A 12349-nucleotide genomic window follows, 5' to 3' on the forward strand; every position below is an offset into this window, starting at 1 on the left:
GCCCACGCCCCGCACAGCACCTGCCCCCACGGTGAGGCAGAATCGAGCCCGATGAGCACCTATCGCGACCTCACCGCCCCCATCGGCTCCCGCCGAGCCCCCGTGCTCCGGACGGTCGGCACCAGGGAACGCCGGTCCCATCTGACCGCACCCCGGGTGCCGACGGTCGGCATCGACATCGGCGGCACCAAGGTCATGGCGGGCGTGGTGGACGCGGACGGAAACATCCTGGAGAAGCTCCGCACGGAGACCCCGGACAAGTCCAAGAGCCCGAAGGTCGTCGAGGACACCATCGCCGAGCTGGTCCTGGACCTGTCCGACCGGCACGACGTGCACGCCGTCGGCATCGGCGCCGCCGGCTGGGTCGACGCGGACCGCAACCGCGTCCTGTTCGCCCCCCACCTGTCCTGGCGCAACGAACCCCTGCGCGACCGCCTCGCCAGCCGGCTCTCGGTGCCGGTCCTGGTGGACAACGACGCCAACACCGCGGCCTGGGCGGAGTGGCGCTTCGGCGCGGGGCGCGGCGAGGACCACCTCGTCATGATCACCCTCGGCACCGGCATCGGCGGCGCCATCCTGGAGGACGGCCAGGTCAAGCGCGGCAAGTTCGGCGTCGCCGGCGAGTTCGGCCATATGCAGGTCGTGCCCGGCGGCCACCGCTGCCCGTGCGGCAACCGCGGCTGCTGGGAGCAGTACAGCTCCGGCAACGCGCTGGTCCGCGAGGCCAAGGAACTGGCCGCGGCGGACTCCCCGGTGGCCTACGGGATCATCGAGCACGTCAAGGGCAACATCGACGAGATCAGCGGCCCGATGATCACCGAGCTGGCCCGTGAGGGCGACGCGATGTGCGTGGAGCTGCTCCAGGACATCGGACAGTGGCTCGGCGTCGGCATCGCCAACCTCGCCGCCGCCCTCGACCCGTCGTGCTTCGTGATCGGCGGCGGTGTCTCGGCCGCCGACGACCTGCTCATCGGGCCGGCGCGGGACGCCTTCAAACGCCACCTCACCGGCCGCGGCTACCGCCCCGAGGCCCGCATCACCCGCGCCCAGCTCGGCCCCGAGGCGGGCATGGTGGGCGCCGCCGACCTGGCCCGGCTGGTCGCCCGCCGGTTCCGCCGGGCCAAGCGCCGCCGGGTGGAGCGGTACGAGCGCTACGAGCGCTACGCCCAGGCACGCCGCGACCAGGACAGCGCATGACGTCGTCGCTGCCCCATCAGGGCGGCCCGCCCGACGAACGGCGGCGGCCCGCCGAGGACCCTCGGCACAAGGCCAAGCGCCGGGCGATCACCCTGCTGATCATCGGCCTGCTCATCGGCGTCCCGGCCGGCTACCTGGTCATCTCCGCCAACCAGAGCCGCAACAGCGGCAAGGACAAGGAGGCGAAGTACTCGGCGACCGGCCTCACCGCGGGCTGGCCGTCGAAGGTGCAGCGCCGCCTCTACCAGGTGGCCGTCCCGCACCCCGCCGACGACATCGCCTACTACGAGACGAACAACTGGAAGACCAGCCGTCTCTACGTGCAGTTCCGCACCAACCCGGCAGGACTGGACAGCTTCCTCGAAGGCATGGGCGTGCGCCGGGACAAGCTGGAGAAGGACGACATCGCGATCGGCGAGCGCGACCAGAAGGTCAGCGGCTGGACCTTCACCGGCCAGGGCCCGTGGTGGGGCCTGACCCACTCGCAGAAGAACCCGGCGCCCACCCAGGACGTGGTCGTCAACCTGTCCGACCCCGAGCAGTCGATGGTGTTCGTGGTCTCCCGCACGGTCCCCTGAACCGGAGCGGTCTCCCGCCCGGGCGGTCCCCTGCACCGGGCCCCGACCGGGCCTCGGAGCCGATTGTCAGACCCCGCCCGTAGAGTCGGAGACATCTGATCCGAGACAGGGGCGGGAGGTGGCAGGACGTATGAGCGGTACGGCGGCGATGGCCGAGCGCGCGGAGGATTCCGGGGGGACCGGGGCCGGGCGCCCGGTGCCGGTGCGTCTTGCGTCCGTCTATCTGCCCGCGCCGCTGCCACGCGAAGGCCGCCTCGCCTTCTGGGACCCCGACGGCGACCCGCTGCCCGCACCGGCCGGGGGCACCGCGCAGGAGCTGACGGTCGTCCGCCGCCACGGTGCAGGGGTGCGCCGCCGCCAGGTTCCCGCGCTGACCCTGTCCGTCGCCGAGGCCCTGCCGCTGCTGGTCCGCGCCCGCCGCGACCCGGCCGCCCATCCGGCCACGGCCTGCTGGGGCGCCGCCGCCCTGCACGCGCTGCGGCTCGTCGCCCGCGGCCGGCTGCTGCCGGGCCTGACCCCGGCCGGCCACGATGCCTGGCGGGCGGGCCCGCTGGAGCCCGACGACATCGCCCACCTGCGGGAGATCGCGGCCGCCCTGCCCCCCGAGGGCCATGCCGTGCCCCTTCCCGGGCCGGGCGCGCTCCTGCTGCCCGAGCCGGAGGCCCTGGTCCGCTCCTTCCTGGACGCGGTCGCCGACACCCTGCCCCGCACCCCCGCCGCCCCCCGCGTGACCGGCCGCCCCTTCGCCGCCCGCGAGCCCCAGGCCCTGCCCGGGGCCCACGAGTGGGCGGCCGAGGTCGCCGCCGGGATGGACGCGGGCGTCCGGATCTCGCTCCGCCTCGACCTGTCGGCGTCCGACGTCTTCGACGCCGGCGCCCACGAGGGCGCCCGCGCCGCCGGAGCGGCCGTCGTACAGGTGCACAGCCTCGCCGACCCCACCCTCGTGGCCGACGCGGCGGCCCTGTGGGCGGGGGAGGCCGACCCGGAGTTCGGACCCCGCGCGCGTGTGGACGCCGCCCTCGCCGTCCGGCGCGCTGCCCGGGTGTGGCCGCCCCTCGACCGCCTCGCCGAACAGGACGTACCCGACGTCCTCGCCCTGTCCGAGGAGGAGCTGGGCGAGCTGCTCGGCGTGGCCGCGAGCCGGCTGGCCGCCGCCGGCGTCGCGGTGCACTGGCCCCGGGACCTCGCCCGCGATCTGACCGCCACCGCGGTGGTCCACGGGGCGCCCGGCTCGGCGACCGACGGTACGGGCTTCTTCGAGAGCGAGGACCTGCTCCGGTTCCGCTGGCAGCTGGCCCTGGGCGGAGATCCGCTCAGCGAGGCCGAGATGGACGCCCTCGCCGAGGCCCACCGCCCGGTGGTGCGGCTCAGGGACCGCTGGGTGCTGGTCGACCCCGCGCTGGTCCGCAAGGCCCGCAAGCGCGAACTGGGCCTGCTCGACCCGGTCGACGCGCTGTCCGTCGCCCTCACCGGCAGCGCCGAGGTGGACGGCGAGACCGTCGAGGCCGTCCCCGTCGGCGCGCTGGCCGCCCTCCGCGACCGGCTCACCGCGGGCCTGCGCCCCGCCACCCCGCCCCCGGGTCTGCGGGCCACCCTCCGCGACTACCAGCTGCGCGGCCTGGCCTGGCTGGATCTGATGACCTCGCTCGGCCTCGGCGGCTGCCTCGCCGACGACATGGGCCTCGGCAAGACCGTCACCCTCATCGCCCTGCATCTGAAGCGATCCCGCGGCGAGCCGACCCTCGTCGTCTGCCCGGCCTCCCTGCTCGGCAACTGGCAGCGGGAGATCACCCGGTTCGCGCCCGGCGTCCCCGTCCGCCGCTTCCACGGCCAGGGCCGCACCCTGGACGGCGTCGACGGCGGCTTCGTCCTCACCACGTACGGCACCATGCGCTCCGCCGCGGCCCGCCTCGCCGAACAGCCCTGGGGCATGGTCGTCGCCGACGAGGCCCAGCACGTGAAGAACCCCTACTCGGCCACCGCCAAGGCGCTGCGCACCCTTCCGGCACCCGCGCGCGTGGCACTCACCGGCACCCCGGTGGAGAACAACCTCTCCGAGCTGTGGGCCCTGCTCGACTGGACCACCCCCGGACTGCTCGGCCCGCTCAAGACCTTCCGGGCCCGGCACGCCCGCGCGGTGGAGAACGGCGAGGACGCCGAGGCCGTGGAGCGCCTGTCCCGGCTGGTCCGGCCCTTCCTGCTGCGCCGCAAGAAGTCCGACCCCGGCATCGTGCCCGAGCTGCCGCCCAAGACCGAGACGGACCATCCGGTGCCGCTCACCCGCGAGCAGGCGTCGCTGTACGAGGCGGTGGTGCGCGAGTCCATGCTCGCCATCGAGACCGCCGAGGGCATGGCCCGCCGGGGCCTGGTCCTGAAGCTGCTCGGCGCCCTGAAGCAGATCTGCGACCACCCGGCGCTGTATCTGAAGGAGGAGGCGCGCGCGGACCGGCTCGCGGCCCGCTCCGGCAAACTCGCCCTCCTGGACGAGTTGCTGGACACCCTGCTCGCCGAGGACGGCTCAGCGCTCGTCTTCACCCAGTACGTCGGCATGGCCCGCCTGCTCACCGCCCATCTGTCCGCCCGCGCGATCCCCGTGGAGCTGCTGCACGGCGGCACGCCGGTGCCGGAGCGCGAGCGCATGGTGGACCGCTTCCAGAGCGGTGAGACCCCGGTCCTCGTGCTGTCCCTGAAAGCGGCGGGCACCGGTCTGAACCTGACCCGCGCCGGCCATGTCGTCCACTTCGACCGCTGGTGGAACCCGGCCGTGGAGGAGCAGGCCACCGACCGCGCCTACCGCATCGGCCAGACCCAGCCCGTCCAGGTCCACCGCCTGGTCACCGAGGGCACGGTGGAGGACCGCATCGCCGAGATGCTCGCCGCCAAGCGGGCCCTGGCCGACGCCATCCTCGGCTCCGGCGAGGCGGCGCTCACCGAACTGACCGACCGTGAACTGTCCGACCTCGTCTCCCTGCGGAGGACGTCATGACGGGCGCAGGACCGCTCCGCCCCGGCGACGCCGCCCGCCGGGCCCTGCGGGCGGCCCGCGAGCGTGCCGAGGCCGAGCGGGACGGACGGGAGACAGAAGACCGGCCGGCGGGTGCCACCCCGGAGGCCGGCACCGCCACGGCACCGCCGACGGCGCCGACCGCTGACGACGCGACGGACCCGGCCGGGACCACCGCTCCCAGGCCCGGCGACGCGGCACGAGCGGCACTCAGAGCCGCCTTCGCCGACCGCCGCGGCGAGCCCGCGCCACCGACGCCCGCCGGTCAGGTTCCGCCGGCCGAGGCCGGGGGACCGGCACCGGAGGAGGTCCGGGAGGGGGCCGTACGCAATGCCGGGAAGGGCGGGCATCCGGCGCAGGAAGCTGTCCGTCCCGGGCCGGAGATCGTAGAGCCCGTAGAGCCCGTAGAGCCCGTAGAGCCCGTAGAGCCCGTAGAGCCCGTGGTGCCCGTAGAGCCCGTGGTGCCCGTAGAGCCCGTGGTGCCCGTAGAGCCCGTGGTGCCCGTGGAGGCGGTGGCGGAGGGCGGACGCTCCGGACCGGGGAACGCGCGTGCTGTGCCGGGGGCCGTGGGCTCTGGGGCCGAGGCCGCGCGTCCCGTGCCGGAGGGCGTGAAGTCTGGGGTCGAGGCCGAAGGGCCCGCGCCGGAGCCCGCACGACCGGCGGCGGAGGCCGAGGGTCCTGCGTCGGAGTCGGCGCACATCGACCCGGAATCCGGGCCGGGCGGGGTCGGGCCCGGCCCGGATTCCGGCACCGGTGCCCCGGGTGGGCGGCCGGCCGACGTCGCCCGGGAGGCGCTCCGAGCCGCGCGGCGGGAGGCGCTGCGCGCGGAGTCGGCGCAGCCTCGGCGCGAGCGGCGGGGCGCCGCCCGTCCCGGTCCCGCCGGGCCGCGCACCTCGCCGGCCCCCGGGCAGGAGAGCCGGGCAGGCCGGGGCAAGGCCGCGCAGGACATGCGGCACTACTTGGCGACGGCCTTCCGCATGCCCACGTGGACGGACGCCTCCACGTGGACGGACACCTCCGACGAGCCGGAGGCGCCTGCCGACAGCGCGGCCGCCCCCATCGAGCCGACCCCGCCGCACACTCCGCCGCCGACGCCCCCGTCCGGCCCTCCGGAGCCCGCCCCCGCCCCTGCGTCGGCTTCGCCTTCCCTCAGGCTCTCGGCACCGGCCTCCGGCTCCTCGGCACCGGCCTCCGATTCGTCCGTACCCGCGACCGAGTCCGCGGTGCCCGCCCCCGATTCCTCGGACACCGCATCCGGATCCTCGGTACGCGCCCCCGCTGCCTCGGCATCCGTCTCCGACTCCTCGGTGTCCGCGCCGGGTGCCTCGGCGACCATGGCGACCGGGATCTCAACGGAGGGTCCCGGGGCGGTGCCGGTGCACGCCCCCGGGGTCCCGGCCACTCCGTCCACCACCGCCGCGCGAGCCTCGGTGGCCTCCACCCCCCACGTGCCCCCCACCATGGCCACCCCGCACCGCGACAGCGAACTCCGGCGTACCTTTCCGGCGTTCGCCGCTCGGGGGACCGGTGGTGTGAAGGGCGAGTTCGCCGGGACCTGGTGGGGCAATGCCTGGGTCGACGCGCTGGAGCAGGGGGCGCTGGACGCCAATCGCCTCGTGCGGGGGCGTGGTTACGCGGAGCAGGGGCAGGTGGACGCGATCACCGTGACACCGGGGCTGGTGCTGGCGTACGTACGGGGCAGCCGGCCCCGGCCGTACCGCGTACAGGTGCGGGTGCGGACGCTGGCGGACACGGACTGGGAGCGGTTCCTGGACGCCGCGGCCGACCGGCCGGGGCACATCGCGGCGCTGCTCGACAAGGAGTTGCCCCCCTCCCTCGCCGACTGCGGTGTCCCCTTGCTGCCCGGTCCCGGCGACCTCGTCCCGCGCTGCAGCTGCCCCGACTCCGGCCACCCGTGCAAACACGCCGCCGCCCTCTGCTACCAGACGGCCCGTCTGCTCGACGCCGACCCGTTCGTGCTGCTTCTGCTGCGCGGCCGGGGCGAGAAGGAGCTGCTCGAGACGCTGTCCCGGCGCAGTGCCGCCCGTGCGGCCCGCGCCGCGCGGGAACGTCAGCCGGCCGGTCTGCCCGGCGTCCGGGCCACCGAGGCCCTCGCCCCGCGCGGACTCCCGCCGCTGCCGCGGCCGTTGCCCGTGCCGCCGCATCCGGAGCAGCCCCCGGCGTATCCGTCGGTGCCCGGCGGCCCGGACCCCTTCGCGCTGGACCAGCTGGCGACCGACGCGGCCGCCCGCGCCCACGTCCTGCTCGGGACCGGACTCGATCCGGTCGGCGAGCTGACCCTGTGGCAGGACGCGGTGCGGCTCGCCGCGGCCCGCCCCGGTTCCGGCCTGACCGCGGCCACCCGCACGCTCTACGCCGCGCTGGCCGATGCCGCGGAACGGACCCCGGCCGACCTCGCGCGTGCCGTCGCGGCCTGGCGGCAGGGCGGCCTTGCCGGGCTGGCCGTCCTGGAGGAGCCGTGGGATCCGCCGGCCGGCCGTTTCGACCGGGCCCGCCCGCTGCTGCTCGCCGCCGACCTGCCGGCGTTCCGCCCCTGGCGCAACCGCCTCACCCACCCCAGCGCCCACGTCCAGCTCCGCCTCGGTCGCGACAACCTCTGGTACGCCTACGAGTCGGAGCCCGGCCAGGAGGACTGGTGGCCCCGCGGCACCCCGGACCTCGACCCGGTCGGCGCGCTCACCGGACTCGGCCTCTCGGACGGCCTCTGAGCACCCCTCAGGAAACCGCCCGTCTCAGTACCCCCCGTCGCTCCGTCAGTTGCACCCCGCAGCCCCGCAGCCCCGCAGCCCCGCAGCCCCGCAGCCCCGCAGCCCCGCAGCCCCGCAGCCCCGCAGCCACGTCAGTCGCGCCATGGCGCTCCGGACTCGTGGCGCGCGCCGACGAGGATCGCGTCCAGGAGACCGGGGTAGCGGTGGTCGAGATCGGCGCGGCGCAGGGAGAGCAGGTTCTCCCGGCCCGAGGGGCGCTGCCAGATGACGCCCGCGTCGCGCAGGACGCGCCAGTGGTGCGTCATCGAGGACTTCGAGACCCCGTCCAGGATGCTGCCGCAGGTGTGCTCGGCTTCGTCACCGAGGACACGCACGACGGCCAGGCGCATGGGGTTCCCGAGCGCGGCGAGGACGTTCTCGATACGGATCTGATCACGATCGGGGTGATGGGCGATCATCGTTCGATTGTACCGCGATAGTAAGACAATTCCGCTGGATCGCGTCTCCCCGGTTGCGATCCCTACGACTGTACGTAAGATGATGAACAGTCGTACCGGATGGGCTGCCCTGCCCACGACCTCAAGGGGCTGACCTCTCATGTCCACTACATCCGCGCCGCGTTCGGGCCTCACCGGCCCGCCTCGGCGAGGTCTGGGCTGGAGTCTGGCGCTGCTGGCTTTGGCGCAGCTGATCTTCTCGCTCGATCTGAACATCGTCTTCGTCGCGCTGCCCGACATCGGTGACGATCTCGGCTTCCCCGGCCAGACCCAGCAACTGGTCGTCAGCGCCTACGTGGTCTTCGCCGGCGGCTGCCTGCTGCTGGGCGGCCGGGCGGCCGATCTGCTCGGGCGGCGCCGGATGTTCGTCCTCGCGCTCACCCTCTACGCCCTGTCGTCCCTGGCCGGCGGGCTGGCCGGCAGCCCGGCCGTGATCATCGCGGCCCGTGCCGTGCAGGGCCTCGGCGGCGCTCTTCTGCTGCCCTCCACGCTGTCCCTGATCAACACGCTGTTCGAGGAAGGGCCCAAGCGGAACCGGGCACTGGCCGTGTGGGGCGGAGCCGGCGCCAGCGGGCTGACCGTAGGCGCGCTGCTGGGCGGCATCCTCACCGAGAGCTTCGGCTGGCCGGCGGTCTTCTTCGTCAACGTGCCGCTGGCCGGTCTCGTCGCCCTTGCCGCGCTGGCCGTCATCCCGCGCGACGCGCCGCGCACGGCCGGCCGCCGGTTCGACCTGCCCGGCGCCCTGACGGTCACCGCCGGAGCCACCCTGCTCGTCTTCGCGCTGGTCGAGGGGCCGGAGAGCGGCTGGGCCGCGCCCGAGGTGATCGGCTCCCTCGCCGCCTCGGTCATCTTCCTGATCGCCTTCGCGGTGATCGAGGCGCGCAGCGCGGACCCGCTCATGCCGTTCCGGCTGTTCCGCAACCGCAGCCTCGGCGTGGGCATCACGGTCACCTTCCTCTACATGGCCACCTTCGGCACCCTGCCGTACTTCCTGACCGTGCTGCTGCAGTCGGTCCACGGCTTCAGCGCGCTGGAGACCGGACTCGCCTTCCTCGTGCCGTCCGTCGCCATCGCCGCCGGCACCCAGCTGGGCGAGCGCATGACCACCCGGCTCGGCACCCGCACCACGCTGCTCACCGGCTTCCTCGTCGGCGCCGTGGGCACCGCGTTGCTCGCCTGGGGCTTCGACGCGGACGCCGGCTACGCCAGGGCCGTACCCGGCCTGATCGTCTCCGGCGTGGGCCAGGGCATCGTCTGGACCGCCATGTGGATCGCCGCCTCCACCGGCATCGCCGCCGCCGAGCAGGGCATCGCCAACGGCATGGCCTCCACCACGCTCAACATCGGCAACGCCATCGGCCTGGCCGTCCTCACCGCCATCGCCGATGCCGGCACCGGCGGAAAGACCGGCCAGGCCCTCAAGAGCGCCACCGCCGACGGTGAGTTCCTCGTCGTGCTGCTCACCGCGGCCGGCATGGTGATCGGCCTGCTCATCACCCTCGCCCTGCCCCGCAAACGGGCGCAGGCCGCCCCCGGGGCCGTGGAGGATAAGGTCCTCACGGCCGGCTGAGCGCCGAGGAGGGCGTGACGGGCGGGCGGTCACCCCCGCCCGTCAGTCCTTCGCCGCGTACCGGTTGCGCGGAGCCGGCAGGCCCAGCCGGGCACGCAGGGTCCCGGTGTCGTACGCGCCGCGGAAGGCGCCGCGCCGGCGCAGCTCGGGCACCAGCCGCCGAGTGATCGCGATGAGGTCGTGCGGCAGCGCGCCGGGGCGCAGCCGGTAGCCGTCGAGCCCGGTGGTGCGCCAGTCGAGCAGCAGGTCGGCCAGCTCGCCCGGAGTGCCCGTGAAGATCACGGTGTCCGAGGTGAGTGCGGCGCCGTCCAGGGCGTCCAGGTGCTCCTTGCGGCGCGCGGCGGCACCGGGCTCGTCGTCCAGGAAGACGACGAGATCCGCGAACCTGCGCAGCGGCCGGGCCCGTTCGTCCCTGCCCTCCCGCTCGACGGCCGCGTCGACCTCCGCGAGGATCCGTTCGGAGCCCGCGCGGTCCCGCGGCGTGACGAAGACGACGTCGCAGCCGCGCGCGGCGAACTCGTACGGCGTCGAGGCGTGCGCGAGGCTCGCCACCACCGGCTGCCCCTGGGGCGAGCGGGGCGTGATCGAGGGACCCTTGACGCTGAAGTACGCGCCCTCGAAGTCGATGTGGTGCAGTTTGCCGCCGTCGATGTAGCGGCCGGTGGCCGTGTCCCGTATCTCCGCGTCGTCCTCCCAGCTGTCCCACAGCCGCCGGGTCACCTCCACCACCTCGGTGGCCTCGGCGAACAGGGGGCGCAGCCGCTTGGCGATCAGCTCGGGTTCGCGCGCGTCCTCGTCGGTCAGCTGCGGGGTCGTACGGCGGCCGAAGTGGGCGGCGTCGGCGGCGCGCGAGGCGATCTGCGGACGCCAGCCCGCGCGGCCCTTGGCGGCGTGGTCGAGGGTGGCGATGCCCACGGAGACGTGGAACGGCTCGGTGTGCGTGACGTTGACCGTGGGGACCAGGCCGATGTGCGTGGTGAGCGGGGCGAGATGGGCCGCGAGCAGGACCGCGTCCATGCTGCCCCGTACCTGGTCGGTGCGGTCGTCGGGCCGGTGCGGCACGGCCGACTGCGGGCCGAGGGAATCCTCGAAGGTGAGGAAGTCGATCAGGCCGCGCTCGGCCTCGGCGGCCAGCTCCGCCCAGTACCCGGGGGTGAACAGGGCGTCCGGGCGGGCGTCCGGGGCACGCCAGGCCGCGGGATGCCAGCCGGCGTCGACGAGGGCGACGGCGAGATGCAGCGTACGGTCGCTCACGACGCCTCCCGCGCGGTGCCGGAGGCGCGCTCGGTGCGCGGCAGCGGTGGCAGCCCCAGATGGTCGCGCAGCGTCGTCCCCGTGTAGTCCCGGCGCAGCACGCCCTTCTCCTGCAGCAGCGGCACCACCCGGTCCACGAAGTCGTCCAGGCCGCCGGGCGTCAGATGCGCGGCGAAAACGAAGCCGTCCGCGCCGTCGGACTGCACGAAGTGGTCCACGGCGTCGGCGACGGTCCGCGGGCTGCCGACGAAGGTCTGCCCGCCGCCGACCTCGATGACCAGCTCCCGGATGCTCAGCCCGCTCTCCTCGGCGAGGGCACGCCAGCGCCTGGCGGTCTCGGCACGCCCCGTGCGGAAGACCGAGTGCCCCTTCAGGACGAGCGACTCGGGTTCCGGGTCGATGTCGGGCAGCGGCCCGTCCGGGTCGTACCCGGACAGGTCGCGGCCCCAGACGGCCTCCAGGTGGGCGATCGCGGTCTGCGGGCTCACCTGGGCCCGGGTGACCTCGTCGGCGTACGCCGCGGCCTCCGCGTCGGTGTCGGCGACGACCACGGTGGCGGTCGGCAGGATCCGCAGGTCGTCCGGTGAGCGGCCGTAGCGGGCGAGGCGGCCCTTGACGTCCCGGTAGAAGGCGCGTGCCTCGTCCAGGCGGTTGTACTTGCTGAAGACGACCTCGGCGTCCGACGCCGCGAACTCGCGGCCCGCCTCGGACTCCCCGGCCTGGATGATCACGGGGTGCCCCTGCGGGCTGCGCGGGGTCGTGAACCGTCCCGCGATGTCGAAGTGCTCGCCCTTGTGGGCGAACGCACCGGCCCCGGGGCGCACGAATCGGCCGGACACCGGGTCGGCGGTCACGTCCTCGCGGGCCCAGCTGTCCCACAGCTCACGGGCCGTGGCCAGGAACTCGGCGGCGCGCGTGTAGCGGTCGCCCTCGGCGAGGAAGCCGCCGCGCCGGAAGTTCTCACCGGTGAAGGCGTCGAAGCTGGTCACCACGTTCCACGCGGCACGGCCGCCGCTGAGCAGGTCGAGGGTGGCGAGCCTGCGCGCCACCTCGTACGGCTCGTTGAAGGTGGCGTTGACGGTGGCGGCGACCCCGAGGTGCGTCGTGGCGGCGGCCACCGCGCTGAGCATCGTCAGGTTGTCCGGGCGGCCCACCACGTCCAGCTCGTAGAAGCGGCCCTTGTGCTCGCGCACCCGCAGCCCCTCGGCGAGGAAGAAGAAGTCGAACCTGCCGCGCTCCGCCGTCCGCGCCAGCTCCACGAAGGAGTCGACGCCGATCTGGCTCCCGGAGCGCGGGTCCGACCAGACGGTGACGTTGTGGATGGCCGGCAACTGGGCGGCGAGATGGATCTGCTTGGTCATATGCCGCTCACCCCTTCCGTGGCGTAGGGGACGGGAGGGAAGGAAGCGAAGCCCGGGAAAACGGCGGGGCCCATCAAGGCGATTCTCCCTAGAAATAGTCAAGGAATGTAAAAGAAACATTGAAACGGTCGCGGACGGGCTCCGGGCAGCGCTTTCTGG

8 protein-coding genes are annotated in these 12349 nt (G+C 74.4%); 5 read left to right on the forward strand and 3 right to left on the reverse strand.

Annotated elements, in window-relative coordinates; translation table 11 throughout:
- The first annotated feature begins 51 nt into the window (after positions 1–51).
- The 4 genes from ACF073_RS06965 to ACF073_RS06980 all read left to right on the forward strand — a co-directional run bounded on the left by ACF073_RS06965 (position 52) and on the right by ACF073_RS06980 (position 7508).
- Positions 52–1197 (forward strand): ROK family glucokinase, encoded by a 1146-nt coding sequence (locus ACF073_RS06965; protein WP_392067315.1) that lies wholly within the window; start codon positions 52–54, stop codon positions 1195–1197.
- Positions 1194–1775 (forward strand): sugar kinase, encoded by a 582-nt coding sequence (locus tag ACF073_RS06970; protein WP_392067316.1) that lies wholly within the window; start codon positions 1194–1196, stop codon positions 1773–1775. Before ACF073_RS06965 ends, ACF073_RS06970 begins: the two co-directional genes overlap by 4 nt.
- A 130-nt stretch (positions 1776–1905) precedes the next feature.
- Positions 1906–4761 (forward strand): SNF2-related protein, encoded by a 2856-nt coding sequence (locus ACF073_RS06975; protein WP_392067317.1) that lies wholly within the window; start codon positions 1906–1908, stop codon positions 4759–4761.
- 965 nt (positions 4762–5726) lie between these two features.
- A complete protein-coding gene (locus ACF073_RS06980; protein WP_392067714.1) occupies positions 5727–7508 on the forward strand; it encodes an SWIM zinc finger family protein in 1782 nt (593 codons plus the stop codon).
- A 131-nt stretch (positions 7509–7639) separates the two neighbouring features.
- Here the strand turns inward: ACF073_RS06980 and ACF073_RS06985 are convergent, their stop codons facing one another.
- The gene (locus ACF073_RS06985) at positions 7640–7966 is read right to left on the reverse strand and encodes an ArsR/SmtB family transcription factor (RefSeq protein WP_392067318.1); all 327 of its coding nucleotides are present in this window, start codon (positions 7964–7966) and stop codon (positions 7640–7642) included.
- 139 nt (positions 7967–8105) lie between these two features.
- Between ACF073_RS06985 and ACF073_RS06990 the strand changes: the two genes are divergently transcribed.
- Complete coding sequence (locus tag ACF073_RS06990; RefSeq protein ID WP_392067319.1) at positions 8106–9575, forward strand: MFS transporter; 1470 nt, start codon at positions 8106–8108, stop codon at positions 9573–9575.
- A gap of 42 nt (positions 9576–9617) precedes the next feature.
- Here ACF073_RS06990 and ACF073_RS06995 read toward each other — a convergent pair whose 3' ends face one another.
- Together ACF073_RS06995 and ACF073_RS07000 are read right to left on the reverse strand one after the other, a co-directional pair.
- Positions 9618–10829: an LLM class flavin-dependent oxidoreductase gene (locus ACF073_RS06995; RefSeq protein WP_392067320.1), complete on the reverse strand. Its 1212-nt coding sequence runs from the start codon at positions 10827–10829 to the stop codon at positions 9618–9620.
- On the reverse strand, positions 10826–12190 hold the full coding sequence (locus tag ACF073_RS07000; protein ID WP_392067321.1) for an NtaA/DmoA family FMN-dependent monooxygenase: 1365 nt from the start codon (positions 12188–12190) through the stop codon (positions 10826–10828). The genes ACF073_RS06995 and ACF073_RS07000 overlap by 4 nt, the downstream gene beginning before the upstream one ends.
- Positions 12191–12349 lie beyond the last annotated feature (159 nt).

Source organism: Streptomyces sp. NPDC015171, from assembly GCF_043079545.1.
Classification (GTDB): Bacteria; Actinomycetota; Actinomycetes; order Streptomycetales; family Streptomycetaceae; genus Streptomyces.